Origin of the sequence: Leptolyngbya sp. DQ-M1, assembly GCF_039962505.1 — a bacterium.
Classification (GTDB): Bacteria; Cyanobacteriota; Cyanobacteriia; order Leptolyngbyales; family Leptolyngbyaceae; genus Leptolyngbya.
On record NZ_JAMPLJ010000005.1, the window covers coordinates 175,070 to 193,665 of the forward strand.

General features: G+C 49.7%; 12 protein-coding genes. 9 read left to right on the top strand and 3 right to left on the bottom strand.

Features of this window, described 5'->3' with window-relative positions; all coding sequences use genetic code 11:
- Positions 1-228 precede the first annotated feature (228 nt).
- Genes NC981_RS17365 through hpsP form a run of 4 tightly spaced genes read left to right on the top strand, consistent with a single transcriptional unit; the run spans position 229 to position 5,173 of the window.
- Entirely contained in the window at positions 229-1,812 is a 1,584-nt protein-coding gene (locus tag NC981_RS17365) for an ATP-binding protein (RefSeq protein ID WP_348244099.1), read from the top strand.
- A gap of 46 nt (positions 1,813-1,858) precedes the next feature.
- Complete coding sequence (gene hpsN, locus NC981_RS17370; RefSeq protein WP_348244100.1) at positions 1,859-2,836, top strand: hormogonium polysaccharide biosynthesis glycosyltransferase HpsN; 978 nt, start codon at positions 1,859-1,861, stop codon at positions 2,834-2,836.
- On the top strand, positions 2,833-3,996 hold the full coding sequence (hpsO, locus tag NC981_RS17375; protein ID WP_348244101.1) for a hormogonium polysaccharide biosynthesis glycosyltransferase HpsO: 1,164 nt from the start codon (positions 2,833-2,835) through the stop codon (positions 3,994-3,996). The genes hpsN and hpsO overlap by 4 nt, the downstream gene beginning before the upstream one ends.
- Before the next feature lie 4 nt (positions 3,997-4,000).
- Entirely contained in the window at positions 4,001-5,173 is a 1,173-nt protein-coding gene (hpsP, locus tag NC981_RS17380; protein WP_348244102.1) for a hormogonium polysaccharide biosynthesis glycosyltransferase HpsP, read from the top strand.
- Here the strand turns inward: hpsP and NC981_RS17385 are convergent.
- The 3 genes from NC981_RS17385 to hisD form a co-directional block, all read right to left on the bottom strand.
- Positions 5,137-5,481 carry a hypothetical protein gene (locus NC981_RS17385; RefSeq protein WP_348244103.1) on the bottom strand — a complete coding sequence of 115 codons (345 nt, stop codon included), beginning with the start codon at positions 5,479-5,481 and terminating at the stop codon, positions 5,137-5,139. The genes hpsP and NC981_RS17385 overlap by 37 nt on opposite strands.
- A gap of 13 nt (positions 5,482-5,494) precedes the next feature.
- A complete protein-coding gene (locus NC981_RS17390) occupies positions 5,495-6,151 on the bottom strand; it encodes a phosphoribosyltransferase family protein (RefSeq protein ID WP_348244104.1) in 657 nt (218 codons plus the stop codon).
- A 77-nt stretch (positions 6,152-6,228) separates the two neighbouring features.
- Positions 6,229-7,539, bottom strand: coding sequence for a histidinol dehydrogenase (gene hisD, locus NC981_RS17395; RefSeq protein WP_190379444.1), 1,311 nt, complete (start codon positions 7,537-7,539; stop codon positions 6,229-6,231).
- A gap of 211 nt (positions 7,540-7,750) precedes the next feature.
- Here hisD and rpsT point away from each other — a divergent pair, with 211 nt between their 5' ends.
- The 5 genes from rpsT to NC981_RS17420 all read left to right on the top strand — a co-directional run bounded on the left by rpsT (position 7,751) and on the right by NC981_RS17420 (position 18,563).
- A complete protein-coding gene (rpsT, locus tag NC981_RS17400) occupies positions 7,751-8,047 on the top strand; it encodes a 30S ribosomal protein S20 (protein WP_190379443.1) in 297 nt (98 codons plus the stop codon).
- An 18-nt stretch (positions 8,048-8,065) separates the two neighbouring features.
- Positions 8,066-8,869, top strand: coding sequence for a TatD family hydrolase (locus NC981_RS17405; protein ID WP_348244105.1), 804 nt, complete (start codon positions 8,066-8,068; stop codon positions 8,867-8,869).
- 383 nt (positions 8,870-9,252) lie between these two features.
- Positions 9,253-12,573, top strand: coding sequence for a DNA-directed RNA polymerase subunit beta (gene rpoB / locus NC981_RS17410; RefSeq protein ID WP_348244106.1), 3,321 nt, complete (start codon positions 9,253-9,255; stop codon positions 12,571-12,573).
- Between the two features lie 73 nt (positions 12,574-12,646).
- Positions 12,647-14,512, top strand: coding sequence for a DNA-directed RNA polymerase subunit gamma (locus NC981_RS17415; protein ID WP_348244107.1), 1,866 nt, complete (start codon positions 12,647-12,649; stop codon positions 14,510-14,512).
- Positions 14,513-14,594: 82 nt separating this feature from the next.
- Positions 14,595-18,563: a DNA-directed RNA polymerase subunit beta' gene (locus NC981_RS17420; protein WP_348244234.1), complete on the top strand. Its 3,969-nt coding sequence runs from the start codon at positions 14,595-14,597 to the stop codon at positions 18,561-18,563.
- Positions 18,564-18,596: the final 33 nt, after the last annotated feature.

Consider the following 18,596-nt stretch of genomic DNA (forward strand, 5'->3'; position numbering starts at 1 on the left):
GCAGCGTTTTTGAATAAAACTCACGATTTTTGTAGGGAACATCATCATTTCCTTTAAAAAATCGCGATATTCTGGCAAAAATCATCACTCTTTCACTCAATTCATTGTTCTGAACAAGTGCCGAGAAGAATTAAATCACCTTCATCTCTTTCTACAAACTTAAAGATGGCCTGCGGGAAACCTAACGGGTAAGTTTGCAGAGTATTCACTGTCACTTTCCTCTGTTTAATGCTCGAACATCTTCCCAAGTCTCAACTTCTAAAGCGGTGGCAACCGGTACTGCTCAAGCAGCCCTCGCATACGATCGTGCTTGCCGTCCTGTTAACGATCGGATTATTTGCACCGCAAGTAGCGATGAATTGGCGGATTTATGGGGATCTTAGTCGAATTCGGCAGCAGGAACAGCGATTACAACACTTGAACGATCGAGCCACCTATCTCGATGAAGTGCTCACTATGTCTGCCTTAATGAATGCGGCAACGGGCGATCGATCTTGGGAAAACCGTTATCACGAATTCGTTCCTCAACTCGATGAGGTGATTAAAGAGTCCATCCATCTTGTACCTGATGTTTATTCCAGCGACGATGCAAAGCAAGTCGATGCTGCAAATCAAGCTCTAATTGCGTTGGAATTAAAGTCTTTCCAGCTAGTGCAGCACAATCAGCAGCAGGAAGCGCTACAGCTTCTAACCAGTGCAGAGTACAAAGCGCAGAAAAAGATTTACGCGGCGGGAGTGGCTCAACGAGATGCCAGAATCCAGCAGCAGCTTCAACTCTATTCTCACAATTACCAGACTGCGTTGATGTGGTCATTGGTGATTATGGCAACGAGTATCTTGCTTTTAGTGCCAACCTGGTTGGCTGTGCTGCAAATGCTGCGATCGTATTTGCACGATCGGCGAGTCGCAGAATCAGCACTTCACAAGAAGAATCAAGATTTAACAGAAGCCTTGAATCAACTCCATCAAGCGCAGCATCTTATTCAGCAGCAAACTCAGCACTTTATACAAACCGAAAAACTATCTAGTTTGGGGCAACTGGTTGCAGGCGTTGCTCATGAAATTAATAATCCAAACAACTTTATTAAAGGAAATCTATTTCATATTGAGCAATATTCTCAGGAGTTATTGAAGTTAATTGGGCTATTTCAACAAAACGTTTCTTATCTTCCGGCTGAGATTCAAGCTGAGGTTGAGGAACTTGATTTGACATTTATCGCCGATGATTTGCCAAAAATTCTGCGTTCGATCGAGCTTGGAACTCTACGAATTGAAGAAGTGGTCACAGGGCTAAAAACCTTTTCTCACCTGGATGAGTCAGAACGTAAAACGATCGAGCTACATTCCAATCTTGAGAGCACAATTTCGTTATTACGACATCGCTTACATAAGACACTGCGTTACACAGAGATCCAATTAATTAGAGAGTATGGTGATCTGCCGAAAGTTGAGTGCTGTCCGAGTCAATTGAATCAGGTATTTTACAGTATTTTATCAAATGCGATCGAGGCAATAGAGCAAGCAAAACCGCAGCGTCCAGTTATTCGGATCGAGACAAAACTCATTAATGAAAATAATGAAAAGTGGGTGAAAATTTCGATTTCAGATAATGGTGACGGAATTGAATCAGAGATTCAAGCAAAGATATTTGATCCCTTTTTCACCACAAAGCCGATCGGTCAAGGCAAAGGGTTAGGACTTTCGATTAGTCATCAAATTGTCACCAAGTACCATCACGGCAAGCTTTATTACACTTCAACCCAAGCAGGAACAAAGTTTTTTATTGAAATTCCACTTCCGTCTGAGGTCTAAAGTCTAACCCCCTGGGAACACTAACGGCGATGTTTCCTCTGGCATTATGACTCAGCCTCTTATCTCAGTCATCATCCCAACCTATGGGCGTGAAGAACCACTACGAGAAACCCTGATCGATGTTCTAAAGCAGGATTACCCTCATTACGAGGTGTTAGTGGTCGATCAAACGCCTGTGCATGAACCGGATACGCAGCAGTTTCTAGAAGAGTTGGCGCAGGTCGGCAAGATTCGCTGGTTTCGCCTGAATTGGGCGAGTTTGCCGGGAGCAAGAAACTATGCAGTCCGGCGATCGAGCGGGGAAATTCTCGTGTTTATCGATGATGATGTGCAGCTAGAACCGAGCTATTTGACGGCACACGCGAAGAATTATCAGCGATCAGAGGTTGGAGCCGTTGCGGGACGGGTGTTCGATCGAATGAAGCTAGCCGATTTTGCACCAGGGTTAGAGATTCAAGACCTGCCACCGGAGGCGCATGATCCAGGAATTGCTTGGTATCACTTGAATCTGGTGCATACGGTGAAGCCGCAGCGCGTGCTGAGTGCGCGAGGTTGCAATATGTCTTATCGGCGCGAGATTTTCCAGCAGCATGGAATTTGGTTTGATGAACGATTTCGGGGAAGTGCCGTTCGAGAAGAATCCGATTTTTGCCTCAGACTTCGTAAGACGGGATTGATGATTTGGTATGACCCTGAAGCATCACTGGTGCATTTAGGCGAGGAAACGGGGGGCTGTCACGATATCAGCACGAAATCGCTGAAATATCAGATGACTTTTTATCACAATCACTTTTTGATGGGTTTGAACAATCTAAGCATTTCACAAGCCACGAGATTCTTTTTACGGCTGTTTGATTGCCACGTTTTAGGTCGTCCACCCTGCCATAAAAGCGGTTCTCCAATCAAAATTTTGATGCGACTTGGCTTTTATTTAGCTGGATTTATGAGCGCGATCGTCACTGTCATTCGTTCCCTTTGGAACAAGGGACAAATCTATACGCAACAAGATGAGGTAAGACCATGAAGATTCTCGTTGCAAGCCATTCGTACATTGTTGATTTGAACTGCGAAAAATTCCGCACTCTAGCGAAGTTAGAACCGGGAATTGAAGTGACGATCGTTGTGCCGAAGCGATGGAAACCGGGCGGCGTGATGAAAGATACGATCGAGACGCGCTATCAAGAAGAAGGCTCATTTCGAGTCGTTCCTATTTCTAACTTCAGCCAAAACAATCAAGGATTACTAACCTTTGGAGCCGATCTAATCTCTTTACTTAAAGAGTTTCGTCCCGACATCATTCAAGTTGAGCAAGGCTCGAAATCACTGGCTTATGCTCAATTGATTACACTAAATCATCTACTTAGACTGAAGGCAAAAAATCTCTTTTTCACCTGGTGGAATTTGCCGTATGAGCTGAAGTTTCCGATTTCACTCCTCGAAGCATATAACTTGAAACACACGAACGGAATCATTGCTGGAAATCAGGCTGGAGCGGAAATTTTGCGCGATCGTGGTTATCAAGGCAAGCTTCAAATTATGCCGCAATTAGGTGTAGATGATTCTTTGTTTTGTCCGCAACCCCAACCGAAACTTGCGACACAACTAGGAATTAATTCAGGTGATTTTGTAATTGGATTTGCAGGACGATTCGTACCCGAAAAAGGAATTCTCACGCTGATCAAAGCATTGGATAATTTGCGCGATCGCACTTGGAAATTACTTCTACTAGGACGCGGCGAACTAAAAGCAGAAGTCCAGCAGCAGGCGAAAAGTTTGGGGTTTAGCAAGCGCTTAATTTGGATCGAAAGTGTGCCTCATGCTGAAGTTTACCGCTACATCAATTTGATGAATACTTTGGTCTTACCGTCCGAAACAACTTACCAATTTAAGACACTAACTTCGGTTGGATGGAAAGAACAATTTGGTCATGTGTTAATCGAAGCGATGGCGTGTCAGGTTCCGGTGATTGGATCAGATTCCGGTGAAATTCCGAACGTCATTGATCGAGCGGGATTGGTATTTCCAGAAGGAAACGTAGGAGAGTTAAGCGATCGACTCGCGCAATTGATGGATAACCGAAGTTTTGCGGAAGAATTAGGGCAGCGTGGGTATGAGCGTGTGATTGCGAAATATACAAATCGGGCGTTGGCGAAGGAATTACTGGAATTTTATCGATCGCTCTAAAATAATGAAAATCTTACAAATCATTCCATCCATCTCGCTAATCTATGGCGGCCCTAGTCAAATGATATTGGGGCTATCAAGCGCGTTAGCAGAAGCAGGAGTCGAAGTGACGATCGCTACCACCAACTCAAACGGCGATGTCGGACAAGCCCCGCTCGATGTTCCTCTCGGTATTCCAATTGCTCAAAACGGCTGTGAAATTCGCTACTTTCGCTGCTCCCCGTTTCGCCGCTACAAATTCTCGATCGACCTTCTTCATTGGCTTGCAAACAACGCTCAAAACTACGATTTAGCCCATATTCACGCGCTCTTTTCTCCGGTCAGTTCTTGTTCTGCGGCAATTGCTCGATCGCGCCAACTCCCTTACATTCTTCGCCCACTTGGAACACTCGATCCTGCTGACCTTCGAAAGAAACGATACCTCAAACGCCTCTACGCTGCGGCACTTGAACGTCCAAATCTCGCGGGAGCCGCTGCCGTTCATTTCACCAGCGACCAAGAAGCCAAAACCTCAGAGCGATTTAATACAGTGACTCGTGATTTAGTGATTCCGCTCGGTGTCAGCTTGCCGCCTTCTGAATCGAGTTCAATTCATGAGAAGTATAGAATTCCTGACGATCGACCGATTCTGCTTTTCATGTCACGCATCGATCCAAAAAAAGGCTTAGATCTGCTGATCCCCGCCCTTGAGCAACTGGATCAAAACTTTCATTTCGTTCTTGCGGGTGGAAATCCTCAAGATCCAAGCTACGAAGCAGCCATTCGCGATCGCATCCAAACTTCCCGACTTAAAGACAAAACCTCGATCGTCGGCTTCGTCACCGGAGCCGAAAAAACCGCTTTACTCAAAGCTGCTGATCTATTTGTCTTGCCTTCATACTACGAAAACTTTGGAATCGCAGTTGCAGAAGCGATGAGCGTCGGAACTCCGGTTGTCATCTCCGATCAAGTCCACATCTGGCAAGAAATCGAGCGATCTCAATCCGGCTGGATTTGTACTTGCGATGTCGAGAGCCTAACTCAAACGCTAAAAGCAGCCCTGCACGATCGCGCCGAACAACTGCGACGCGGCAAGAACGCTCAGAATCATGCTCAAACTTATTACAGTTGGAACGCGATCGCTCAACAGACGATCGCTGCCTACCGCGAAATTCTCAGAAAATCGGCAAACCCGTAAAGGCTGATCAACAGCAACAGCGTTGCCATAACCTGAGTTGGGCGCGGACGAATCGCTGGAATCAACGCTTCACGCACCAAAATCGACGCACAAGCTCCGACTGTCAGCACCAAGCCCAGCAGTAAGTACGCCGATGCCGACTGCGCCGACTCCGCCTGTATCATCCAGACACTAAACAGCGCCATCGACAGCGCTAACATGAGCGTCTCAATCAACTGGGGAGGATTCTCCTGGCTCATAAACTCGATCGTGTGCCAAAAACTCCGCCACTGCCGCATAACCCTTCCCCGCGCCAAGAAACTTGTCATCCTTCTACCTTTATCAGGTTTGCAAAGTTTTTTTCAAGTCCGCGATCGCGCTTTCGAGTTCCACTTGCGGGAACGATCGATAAAATCGACTCACGCTGAAGAAAGGCTCCGGAGTCGCCAGCACTAAGACGCGATCGCCATACTCATATAATCGTTTAATTAATTCGGCGGGGGCAACAGGTGCACAAATCCAAATTTCTTGCGGTTGCTGTTCGCGCAGGGCTTTCGCCGCTACTGAAATCGTCATACCTGTCGCAATTCCATCGTCAACGAGAATGGCAATTTTACCGGATGCTGTCACATCCGGACGATCTCGAAATTGCTCCAGTTGTTCTTTCGCTTTAGTTTGGGCACGTTCTAGCGCCTCTTGCCAACCTGAAAGCCTGACATTGAGCGATCGCAAAACCTGCCCGTCGGCAGTCACGGCTCCGATCGCCAGTTCTGGATCTTGAGGACGAGTAACTTTCTTAGCCACTAGAATATCAAGCGGACAGTGAAGCGCTTCGGCGATCGCAGCTCCAATTCCGACTCCTCCACGCGGCAGCGCATAAACGATGTAAGAGGCATCGAGAGATTGGGCTTCCTTCAGAACTAATTGAGCGAGTTGGCGACCTGCATCAGCGCGATCGTCAAATAAGATGGCATCCGGAGACAATTGTGGCGAAAACATCGTTCCTCCTGCCAAATCTAAAAACTACTTTCAGCTTAGATCAAGCTTCTTGTTCCGGACAGAGACATCTTAAAAGCTTACGCCTCGCCTTTTAGATCTTTCATCCGAACTCGCACAGAATTCGCGTGAGAATGCAACCCTTCTGCGGTCGCCAGGCTGTCTACCGCACTCGCAACTTTCTGAAGTGCGATCGGTGAATATTGGATCAAGCTGGAGTGCTTCAAAAAGGTTTCTACACCCAGCGGTGACGCATATCGAGCCGATCCAGAAGTCGGCAGGGTATGATTCGGCCCAGCTAAATAATCACCAACCGCTTCAGGCGTTGAATCGCCTAAGAAAATCGCGCCTGCGTGTCGAATGTTTTGCAGCAATTCCCAAGGTTCAGCCACTTCGAGTTCTAAATGCTCTGGAGCAAACTCGTTTGACAATTCTGCGGCGGCGGCTAGAGAATCCACGACGATGACGATGCCGTAATGAGCGATCGCCTTTTCCGTCAAAATCCGACGCGGATGATCGATCAACTGCTGTTCCACTTCATCCACAACCTTACGAGCCAAAATCGAATCGGTCGTAATCAGAATTGAGGCTGCCATCGCATCGTGTTCGGCTTGTGCCAGCATATCAGCGGCAACGTGAGTCGGGTTTGCCGTGTGATCGGCAATCACCAGCACTTCTGAAGGCCCTGCCAGCGAATCAATTCCGACCGTGCCGTAAACGAGCTTTTTCGCCAGCGTCACGTAAATGTTACCCGGCCCGGTAATCACATCAACCTTTGGAACAGTTTCTGTTCCATACGCTAATGCCCCGATCGCTTGCGCTCCCCCAACTCGATAAATTTCGGTCACACCCGCTTCCTGAGCCGCCACGAGAACGGCTGGACTAATTGCTTTATCTTTTCCGGGCGGTGTCACCATCACGACGCGCGGCACCTGAGCGACGATCGCCGGAACCGCATTCATCAGCACCGTACTCGGATAGCAAGCCTTGCCACCCGGAACGTACAAGCCCGCACGATCGACCGGAGTATACCGTTTCCCCAGCACAATCTCATCTTCGCCAAAATGCACCCAGCTTTTTGGGACGCGCTGACGATGAAAGGCTTCAATTTGCTGACGAGCTAACCGGATCGCGTCGAGCAGTTCTCCTGAAACTTGGTGGTACGCAGCTTCAAGCTCACGCGCACTCACTTTGAGTTCTTCAGGCTTTAAGTCTTGTTGATCAAACTCTAGGGTGTACGCGAGTAAGGCGCGATCGCCTTGGCGTTTTACAGCTTGCAGTACCTCCCGGACTGTCGCTTCTTTATGTACAACTTGCTCGTCATGAGTACGATCGCAAATGCGTCGCAGTTCAGATCTTGCCTCAGCCCACTGAGTAATAATTCGCAGCATGGAGTTATGTCAGTCGTGAAAGAACCCGTCCGAGAGAAATGCAGGGTTTGAATGATTCTAACGATCTCGCGCCCAAAATGGGGAGCTTCTATGTCTTTTTATCTAGCTTAACCTGGATTTTAGAGATTCAGACACGATCGTTGGTCAACGATGCTATAGTATTTTATCTGACTATTTTTCTGTCCATTCTAGAAGCTCTCCAAGACTCACCGTGGCAAATATCAAATCTGCTAAGAAGCGCGTTCAGACCGCAGAACGCAACCGTCTGCGAAATAAATCCTATAAGTCAGCGATCAAAACGCTGATGAAGAAGTACTTTACGGCTGTGGATCAGCTTGCGGCAAATCCGTCAGATGAAGCAAAGCAAGCAGTTGACGAAGCAATGTCTGCGGCTTACAGCAAGATCGACAAGGCTGTAAAGCGGGGCGTTTTGCACCGCAATACTGGCGCTCGTCGCAAAGCTCGTCTCGGTCGCGCCCTGCAAAAGCAAACCGTAGCAGCTTCATAGTTTGCACTTTTACAAAGAATGCAGCTGATCGATACTCATGTGCATATCAATTTCGACGCATTCAAGCCGGATTTGGATGCGATCGCGTCGCGCTGGCGTGAAGCGGGTGTCGTTCGACTCGTTCATTCCTGCGTGGAGCCGTCAGAATTCGATCAAATTCGAGCCTTAGCCGATCGCTTTCCAGAATTATTCTTTGCAGTGGGACTTCACCCGCTGGATGTCGAGGAAAAGTGGTCAACGGATTCGACTTCAGAGATTCTGACCTTAGCGCAGTCCGATCAGCGAGTTGTGGCAATTGGCGAAATGGGCTTGGATTTTTTCAAGGCAGAGAATCGAGACCAGCAGATCGAAGCGTTTCGGGCGCAGCTTGCGATCGCGCAACAGCTCGATTTGCCTGTGATCATTCACTGTCGAGATGCGGCTGAAACGATGGCGCAGGTTGTGCAGCAGTTTTGGCAAGAACAAGGACAAGTCAAGGGTGTGATGCACTGCTGGGGCGGAACTCCAGAGGAAACGCAATGGTTTCTCGATCTGGGGTTCTACATCAGCTTTAGTGGAACGGTGACGTTTAAGAACGCCAAGCAAATTCACGCATCCGCTCAAATGGTTCCAAGCGATCGCATCTTAATCGAAACTGATTGTCCGTTTCTTGCTCCAGTTCCCAAGCGCGGCGAGCGACGAAATGAGCCTTCCTACGTTCAATACGTTGCTCGTCAGGTTGCCGCTTTACGCGATACGTCGATCAAGCAGCTTGCCGCGCAAACGACTCAGAACGCTTGTCAACTCTTTGGCTTAACGGTTCCTGAACTGGCAGTGATCTGAATCGAAAATAGATCACACAAATTCGCGAGATCGTCAAGACACAAAATGAAAAACTTGCGTCATAATGAGAAGAGTGCGAAAATTGCTAGGCAAAATTTTGATCGACCTGTTGACTCCCCAACCTCTCAGTTCTGAGAAGTTGACGTTTCGAGCGTCCTGTGCTTTGCAAATTCCCAAAAGCTAAAGGCTTCGCGGCTCATCTTTTCGTTCCAATTTTCATTTGGAAACTTTGGAGGCTCAACTGGATACTACCCCGTTCCACCAATTAAATATCTCGTTGTTTTGGGATTCTTAAGAAACCCAAACTTTTTGCATTGTCATATTTTTGCAATTACCGTAAATCTCGGATTCGCGATCAATTCGCGACCCTTCAGAGGAGACGCATGACTGAGCAGCTTACCTACACCACCCCCGCTTTCGTATTGCCGGACTTGGTTGAGATTCAGCGGGCAAGCTTCCGCTGGTTCCTAGAAGAAGGCTTGATCGAAGAACTCGATAGTTTTTCGCCTATTACTGACTATACCGGGAAGTTAGAGCTTCATTTTATCGGGAAGAACTTCAAGCTGAAGCGTCCGAAGTATGATGTCGATGAAGCAAAACGTCGCGATAGCACTTACGCCGTTCAGATGTATGTCCCCACGCGCCTCATCAACAAAGAGACTGGGGAAATCAAAGAGCAGGAAGTGTTTATCGGTGACCTGCCGCTGATGACCGATCGAGGGACGTTCATTATCAACGGCGCAGAACGAGTGATTGTGAATCAGATCGTTCGTAGCCCTGGCGTGTACTACAAATCAGAAACTGATAAGAACGGTCGTCGGACTTACAACGCGAGTTTGATTCCGAACCGAGGTGCTTGGCTGAAATTTGAAACCGACAAGAATGACCTGGTTTGGGTACGGATTGATAAAACTCGGAAGCTGTCGGCTCAAGTGCTATTAAAAGCATTGGGTCTAAGCGATAACGAGATTTTTGATTCGTTGCGCCATCCGGAGTATTTCCAGAAAACGATCGAAAAAGAAGGTCAGTACGGCGAAGAAGAAGCGCTGATGGAGCTTTACCGGAAATTACGTCCGGGTGAACCTCCGACGGTTTCAGGTGGGGCACAGCTTTTAGAGTCTCGATTCTTTGATCCAAAACGCTACGACTTGGGCAAAGTCGGACGCTACAAGCTGAACAAGAAGCTTCGCCTCAACGTCCCGGAAACGACTCGCGTTCTGACTCCGCAGGATATTTTGAGCGCGATCGACTATCTGATTAACCTTGAGTTTGATATCGGCATGATCGACGATATTGATCACTTGGGTAATCGTCGCGTTCGTTCTGTGGGTGAACTGCTGCAAAACCAAGTCCGCGTTGGCTTGAACCGTTTAGAAAGAATCATTCGGGAACGGATGACGGTTTCTGATGCGGATTCACTGACTCCGGCATCGCTTGTTAACCCGAAACCGTTGGTGGCGGCGATCAAGGAATTCTTCGGTTCATCGCAGTTGTCGCAGTTCATGGATCAAACCAATCCATTGGCTGAGTTGACCCACAAGCGCCGGATCAGTGCCTTAGGCCCCGGTGGTTTAACTCGTGAACGGGCAGGGTTTGCGGTTCGTGACATTCATCCCTCGCACTACGGGCGGATTTGTCCGATCGAAACTCCTGAAGGCCCGAATGCTGGTTTGATTGGATCACTAGCGACTCACGCCCGCGTCAATCCATATGGATTTATCGCGACCCCTTACTATAAAGTCGAAAACGGTCGCGTTCGGAAAGACTTGCCTGCGATCTACATGACCGCAGACGAAGAAGACGATTTGCGGGTGGCAGCGGGTGACATCAACACCGATGACGACAACAACATCATCGGGGAATCGATCGCCGTTCGCTACCGTCAGGACTTTACGACCGCAACGCCTGAAGAAGTCGATTATGTCGCCGTTTCTCCGGTGCAGATTATTTCGGTTGCGACTTCGCTGATTCCGTTCCTCGAACACGATGACGCGAACCGAGCACTGATGGGATCAAACATGCAGCGTCAAGCTGTGCCGCTCTTGCGTCCAGAGCGTCCTTTAGTTGGAACTGGACTCGAAGCACAAGCAGCGCGTGACTCTGGGATGGTAATCGTCAGCCGGACCGATGGTGAAGTGAGCTACGTGGATGCGAACTCGATCAAAGTGCGAGACGCACAAACCAACAAAGAGATCGAATACCAGGTTCAGAAATATCAGCGATCGAACCAAGATACCTGTTTGAACCAGCGTCCGATCGTCTTTGTCGGCGATAAGGTGGTCGCAGGTGAAATCCTTGCGGATGGTTCTGCAACAGAGCGCGGCGAATTGGCACTCGGTCAGAATATTCTCGTGGCGTATATGCCATGGGAAGGCTACAACTACGAGGACGCGATTCTAATCAGCGAACGTCTGGTATACGACGACGTTTACACCTCGATCCACATTGAGAAATACGAGATCGAAGCGCGTCAGACCAAGCTAGGGCCTGAAGAAATCACTCGCGAAATCCCGAACGTTGGGGAAGATTCCCTGCGCCAGTTGGATGAAAACGGCATTATCCGCATCGGTGCATATGTCGAAGCGGGCGATATTCTCGTCGGTAAAGTCACGCCGAAAGGCGAATCAGATCAGCCACCCGAAGAAAAACTCTTGAGAGCGATTTTCGGTGAAAAGGCGCGGGATGTGCGCGATAACTCGCTGCGTGTTCCGAACGGTGAGAAAGGTCGGATCGTTGACGTGCGGGTATTCACTCGCGAACAAGGCGACGAACTTCCTCCGGGTGCAAATATGGTTGTCCGGGTGTATGTCGCTCAGAAACGGAAGATCCAAGTCGGCGACAAGATGGCGGGACGACACGGAAACAAAGGAATTATCTCGCGGATTCTACCGATCGAAGATATGCCCTATCTCCCCGATGGCACTCCGGTTGACATCGTCTTGAACCCGCTGGGTGTACCGAGCCGGATGAACGTCGGTCAGGTGTACGAATGTCTCTTAGGCTGGGCGGCGGAATGCTTGGATGCTCGATTCAAAATCGTGCCATTCGATGAAATGCACGGCGACGAGAAATCGCGTGAATCGGTGCATGGCAAGCTGCAAGAAGCCCAAGAAACGCGGATTAAAGCGAGTGCCGATGGCTACTGGCTCTACAATCCAGACGATCCGGGCAAGATTCAGGTCTACGACGGTCGCACCGGTGAAGCCTTCGATCGACCGATCACGATCGGTAAAGCCTACATGCTGAAGCTGGTTCACTTGGTAGACGACAAGATCCACGCACGATCGACCGGCCCTTACTCGCTCGTCACTCAGCAACCGCTGGGTGGAAAAGCACAGCAAGGCGGACAGCGATTCGGAGAAATGGAAGTGTGGGCGCTCGAAGCATTCGGAGCCGCTTACACCCTGCAAGAATTGCTGACTGTGAAATCCGACGATATGCAGGGACGAAATGAAGCGCTGAACGCGATCGTCAAAGGCAAAGCGATTCCGCGACCGGGAACACCCGAATCATTCAAGGTGTTGATGCGCGAGTTGCAGTCGCTTTGTCTGGATGTCGCCGTTCACAAAGTCGAAACCAAAGACGATGGCAGCAGCCGCGATATGGAAGTCGACTTGATGGCGGATGTAAACAGCCGTCGCGCTCCGTCTCGTCCGACCTACGAATCGATTTCGCGCGAATCGCTCGAAGACGACGAAGACTAAATTTAAGCCAGAGCGATGAACCGCTTTCAAGTTCATCGCTCATCCTTCTTTCTCTACACTCAAGGACAACACGATGCCAAAGCTAGAACAGCGATTTGACTATGTAAAAATCGGTCTGGCATCTCCGGAGCGCATTCGCCAATGGGGAGAGCGGACTTTACCGAATGGGCAAGTCGTTGGAGAAGTCACCAAGCCAGAAACGATTAACTACCGCACCCTCAAGCCGGAAATGGATGGCTTGTTTTGCGAGCGGATTTTTGGACCTGCAAAGGATTGGGAATGCCACTGCGGCAAGTACAAGCGGGTACGTCACCGGGGAATTGTGTGTGAACGCTGCGGCGTGGAAGTGACCGAATCGCGAGTGCGCCGTCACCGCATGGGATACATCAAACTCGCGGCTCCGGTAGCCCACGTTTGGTATCTCAAAGGGATTCCGAGCTACATGGCAATCTTACTCGATATGCCATTGCGGGATGTCGAGCAAATTGTTTACTTCAACGCTTATGTCGTTCTCAATCCTGGAAACGCTGAGAATCTGACCTACAAGCAATTGCTCACAGAAGATCAGTGGATTGAAATCGAAGACGAACTCTACAGCGAAGACTCGCAGCTGACAGGCGTAGAAGTGGGCATCGGTGCGGAAGCATTGAAGCAGCTTTTACAAGACATTAATCTAGATGAAGAAGCCGAGAGGCTGCGCGAAGAAATTGCGGTTTCTAAAGGACAAAAACGCGCCAAGCTGATCAAACGTCTGCGGGTGTTGGATAACTTCATCGCCACAGGTTCACTACCGGATTGGATGGTGTTGGATGTTATTCCTGTGATTCCGCCAGATTTGCGTCCGATGGTGCAGTTGGATGGTGGACGATTTGCGACTTCTGACTTGAATGATCTATATCGTCGCGTGATCAACCGCAATAACCGTCTCGCCCGCCTGCAAGAAATTCTCGCACCGGAAATCATTGTGCGAAATGAAAAGCGGATGCTGCAAGAAGCGGTCGATGCCTTGATTGATAACGGTCGTCGCGGTCGAACGGTCGTCGGTGCGAACAACCGTCCGTTGAAATCGCTTTCTGACATTATTGAAGGGAAGCAAGGTCGATTCCGTCAAAACCTCCTGGGTAAGCGGGTCGATTACTCTGGACGTTCTGTGATCGTTGTCGGCCCGAAGCTGAAGATCCATCAGTGCGGACTGCCGCGAGAAATGGCGATCGAGCTCTTCCAGCCGTTCGTGATTCACCGTTTGATTCGTCAAGGCTTAGTGAATAATATCAAAGCCGCGAAGAAACTAATTCAGCGCAATGATCCGACCATCTGGGACGTGCTCGAAGAGGTAATCGAAGGACACCCTGTATTCCTCAACCGCGCCCCGACGCTGCACCGCTTAGGGATTCAGGCCTTTGAACCGATTTTGGTAGATGGTCGTGCGATTCAACTGCACCCGCTCGTTTGTCCGGCGTTTAACGCAGACTTTGACGGAGACCAAATGGCAGTTCACGTTCCCCTGTCGCTCGAAGCTCAAGCCGAAGCGCGATTATTAATGCTGGCATCGAATAACATTCTTTCGCCTGCAACGGGTCGTCCGATCATCACTCCAAGCCAAGATATGGTCTTGGGCTGCTACTACCTAACCGCAGAAAATCCAGAAGCCACAAACGGCGAAGGACGCTACTTTGCGAATCTGAACGATGCAATCACAGCCTATGAACAAAACGAAGTTGAACTGCACTCTTACATCTGGGTGCGATTCGATGGAGAAGTCGAAGGCGGCAACGGTGAATTGATCGAGCAACAAGAGTCCGATGGCATTGTCACTAAAGTTTATGCTTCTTGTCGGCGACGGGAAGATGCAGACGGCAGCTTGATTTCTCAATACATCAGGACGACACCAGGGCGAATTATCTACAACAAGACGGTGATTGATGCGTTAGCGGGCTAATGGGACAGGAACAAGAGCAATCGATCGATTGCTCTTGAGCCGAACTCCTAACACACAACTCATGGCACAAATGGGGCACAGCATGGCAGAGCAGAACTCAGAAAAGCAAGTTTTTCGGAATCAAGTCATCAACAAAAAAGAACTGACCAACTTGATCGCATGGGCATTCACCCATTACGGAACTGCCCGCACCGCACAAATGGCAGACTTGCTGAAAGATCTTGGATTTCGATATGCAACACGCGCAGGAGTCTCGATTAGCGTCGATGACCTGCAAATTCCACCGACTAAAAGGGCGCTTCTCGATGCCGCGACCGAGACGATTCGCGATACCGAAGAAAAATACACACGCGGCGAAATTACTGAAGTAGAACGGTTCCAAAAGGTCATTGATACCTGGAACGGAACTAGCGAAGAACTCAAAGACGAAGTGGTGCGGCACTTTCGATCGAATAACCCGCTCAACTCGGTCTACATGATGGCGTTCTCCGGGGCACGGGGAAACATCTCACAAGTCCGTCAGCTAGTCGGGATGCGTGGTCTGATGGCAAACCCGCAAGGGGAAATTATCGACTTGCCGATTAAAACCAACTTCCGAGAAGGTTTAACCGTGACCGAGTACATCATTTCGTCCTACGGAGCGCGGAAAGGTCTAGTTGATACGGCGCTCAGAACGGCAGACTCTGGATACTTGACTCGGCGATTGGTTGATGTTTCGCAAGACGTGATTATTCGCGAACTCGATTGTGGAACAGAACGGGGGATTCCTGTGCGACCCATGACCGATGGTGATCGCGTCCTCATTCCACTCAAAAATCGGCTTCTCGGTCGTGTTGTCGCTCAGGATGTGATTGATCCTGCAACCGGAGAAGTGATCATTGCGCGGAATGGAGCCATCTCCAATGATATTGCCCAAGTAATTGGCAAAAAGAAAGTCGAAGAAGTCGTTGTACGATCGCCGCTGACCTGCGAATCGGCTCGATCGGTTTGTCAGCACTGCTACGGCTGGAGCTTGGCACACGCTCACATGGTTGATATCGGCGAAGCGGTCGGAATTATCGCGGCTCAATCGATCGGAGAACCAGGAACCCAGCTCACGATGCGGACTTTCCACACGGGAGGGGTCTTCACCGGAGAAATGGCGCGACAAGAAAAGGCGAACTTTGCTGGAACCGTTCGTCTACCGAAGCGCCTCAGAACTCGTCCTTACCGCACCCGCCACGGAGAAGATGCGCTAATCGTGGAATCGGCTGGCTCAGATATCAAGATTGAGATCGAAGGAGCCGATGGACAGAAGCAACCCTTTACTGTGTCTCAAGGAACAACCTTGCTGATCAAAGATGGGATGAAGGTGAAAGCCGGACAAATTCTGGCGGAAGTGCCTTTAACCGGACGCGGACGCAAGACGACCGAAAAAGCGTCGAAAGACGTGGCTTCTGACCTTGCGGGAGAAATCCGGTTTGCAGATGTTGTACCGGAAGAAAAGAAAGACCGTCAAGGAAACACCACTCGCACCGCACAAAGAGGCGGTCTGATGTGGGTGCTATCTGGGGAAGTCTACAACTTACCGCCAGGTGCAGAACCTGTGGTGAAAAACGGCGATCACGTCGAAACGGGTGGAACGATCGCAGAAACCAAGCTAGTCACTGAAAATGGCGGTGTCGTCCGGCTTCCAGAGTCCTCGGAAAACAGCAAAGGCGGACGCGAGATTCAAATCATCACGGCATCCGTGATGCTGGATCAAGCGCGAGTCCGGGCAGAAACGCACCAGGGACGCGACCAGTACATCCTTGAAACCACGAACAGCCAGACCTTCTTGCTGAAAGCGACCCCCGGAACTCAAGTAACGAACGGACAAGTCGTAGCGGAACTGAGAGACGATCGCTATCACACCCAAACCGGAGGCATCATCAAATACTCTGGGGTGGAAGTCGGCAAAAAAGGCAAAGCGAAGCTTGGTTACGAAGTGATCAAGGGCGGTACGCTGCTTTGGATTCCCGAAGAAGCGCACGAAGTCAACAAAGACATCTCGCTGCTGATGGTCGAAGATGGTCAGTATGTCGAAGCAGGTACAGAAGTGGTGAAAGACATCTTCTGTCAAAGCAACGGGGTAATCGAAGTCACTCAGAAAAATGACATTCTGCGCGAAGTCGTGATCAAACCCGGCGATCTGCACATGATCGATAGCTTGGACGATGTAATTACGCGGGAAGCCGTCTTGGTCAATCCGGGACAACAAGTGATGCCAGGATTAACCGTTGACGAACTGCGGTACGCCGAGTATGTTGAAACCCCTGAAGGCCCAGCAATTCTGCTGCGTCCGGTGACGGAATTTAATGTTCCCGATGAGCCCTCTGTGCCGAGTCAAGATTCGACCAAAGAAGATTCTGGACGGGCAATTCGACTCAGAGCCGTACAGCGTTTACCTTACAAAGATGGTGAGCGCGTCAAGTCGGTCGAGGGTCTGGAACTGCTGCGGACTCAGCTTGTTCTCGAAGTCGATCAAGACGCTCAGCTGGCGGCTGACATTGAACTGATTCCCGATGAAACCGATGCAGAGGTCATGCGCTTACAGCTTGTGATTCTCGAATCGCTGGTGATTCGGCGCGACATTGCCGCAGACGTAACCCAGGGTAGAACCCAAACTGAAGTCATGGTCAAAGATGGCGATCAGATTGGGGCGGGTGCAGTGGTCGCTCGCACGAAGATTCAGTGTAAAGAAGCCGGCGAAGTCCAAGGGATTCGACAAGGAGCGGAGTCGATTCGACGCATTCTTGTTGTGCGGGAAGTGGATACGCTGACGATCACTGCCAATAATCCCACCGTCAAAGCAGGCGATCTGCTGATTGCAGGAACCAGTATCGCCTCAGGCGTAACGCTGGAAGATTCCGGACAAGTCCTCAGTGTGGATGGTAATCAGGTGACGATGCGAGTCGCTCGTCCGTACCGTGTCTCTCCGGGAGCGGTGCTGCACGTCGACGATGGAGATTTGGTACAACGGGGTGACAATCTCGTGCTGCTGATTTTCGAGCGCACCAAGACCGGAGACATTATTCAGGGTCTACCGAGAATCGAAGAGCTGCTCGAAGCGCGTAAACCGAAAGAAGCGTGTATCCTGGCTCGTCGGGCGGGAACGGCTCAAGTCGTTTACGGAGAGGATGATTCAGTTGAAGTCAAAATTGTCGATCGAGAAGGGTTAATCACCGAATACCCGATCGGCCCTGGACAAAACGTAATCATTTCAGATGGTCAAGAAGTTGCCGCTGGAGAACGGCTAACTGATGGCCCTGCGAATCCCCACGAACTGCTTGAAGTCATGTTCAAAGCAAAGCTAGAAGAGGGTAGCCTGCACGATGCGTCACTCTTCAGCTTACGGGAAGTGCAAACCTTCCTGGTGAACGAAGTGCAATCAGTGTATCAATCTCAAGGGATTGATATTTCCGACAAGCATATCGAAGTCGTCGTGCGTCAGATGACCTCAAAAGCGCGGGTCGAAGACGGCGGAGATACAACAATGCTGCCAGGTGAGCTAGTCGAGATCTACCAGATCGAGCAGGTGAATGATGCCATGTCGATTACGGGCGGTGCGCCGGCTCAATATGAGCCTGTACTGCTGGGGATTACCAAGGCATCCTTGAACACCGATAGCTTCATTTCAGCCGCAAGTTTCCAAGAAACAACGCGGGTACTGACAGAAGCTGCGATCGAAGGAAAATCTGACTGGTTGCGCGGTCTGAAAGAAAACGTGATTATTGGTCGTCTGATTCCGGCGGGAACAGGCTTCAATGCTTACGAAGAAGTCGGTAGCCCTGACATTGATCCGGTGTACGATCCGACAATCTTTGATGAGGATACGGATTTCTCGGATGTCGTGCTTGACGATCGCACTGCGCGTTCTTATGGCTTAGAGACATTGGAGGAGCGTCCAAGCTTTAGCTTTGAGAGCTTTGGTAGTAGCGATGATGGTGATGCGGATGCGATTTACTCGCCGATTCTGGACGATGATGATGACTTAATTTCAGATGATGTCGAGGATGACGATGATCTGTAAGCTGAGTTAGCGATAATTGAGAACCTCTCAGAG

What these genes read in the sequence shown, in the direction of transcription:
- NC981_RS17365 (WP_348244099.1), top strand. Translation starts at nt 229, where the DNA reads ATGCTCGAACATCTTCCCAAGTCTCAACTTCTAAAGCGGTGGCAACCG.
- hpsN (WP_348244100.1), top strand. Translation starts at nt 1,859, where the DNA reads ATGACTCAGCCTCTTATCTCAGTCATCATCCCAACCTATGGGCGTGAA.
- hpsO (WP_348244101.1), top strand. Translation starts at nt 2,833, where the DNA reads ATGAAGATTCTCGTTGCAAGCCATTCGTACATTGTTGATTTGAACTGC.
- hpsP (WP_348244102.1), top strand. Translation starts at nt 4,001, where the DNA reads ATGAAAATCTTACAAATCATTCCATCCATCTCGCTAATCTATGGCGGC.
- NC981_RS17385 (WP_348244103.1), bottom strand. Translation starts at nt 5,481, where the DNA reads ATGACAAGTTTCTTGGCGCGGGGAAGGGTTATGCGGCAGTGGCGGAGT.
- NC981_RS17390 (WP_348244104.1), bottom strand. Translation starts at nt 6,151, where the DNA reads ATGTTTTCGCCACAATTGTCTCCGGATGCCATCTTATTTGACGATCGC.
- hisD (WP_190379444.1), bottom strand. Translation starts at nt 7,539, where the DNA reads ATGCTGCGAATTATTACTCAGTGGGCTGAGGCAAGATCTGAACTGCGA.
- NC981_RS17405 (WP_348244105.1), top strand. Translation starts at nt 8,066, where the DNA reads ATGCAGCTGATCGATACTCATGTGCATATCAATTTCGACGCATTCAAG.
- rpoB (WP_348244106.1), top strand. Translation starts at nt 9,253, where the DNA reads ATGACTGAGCAGCTTACCTACACCACCCCCGCTTTCGTATTGCCGGAC.
- NC981_RS17415 (WP_348244107.1), top strand. Translation starts at nt 12,647, where the DNA reads ATGCCAAAGCTAGAACAGCGATTTGACTATGTAAAAATCGGTCTGGCA.
- NC981_RS17420 (WP_348244234.1), top strand. Translation starts at nt 14,595, where the DNA reads ATGGCAGAGCAGAACTCAGAAAAGCAAGTTTTTCGGAATCAAGTCATC.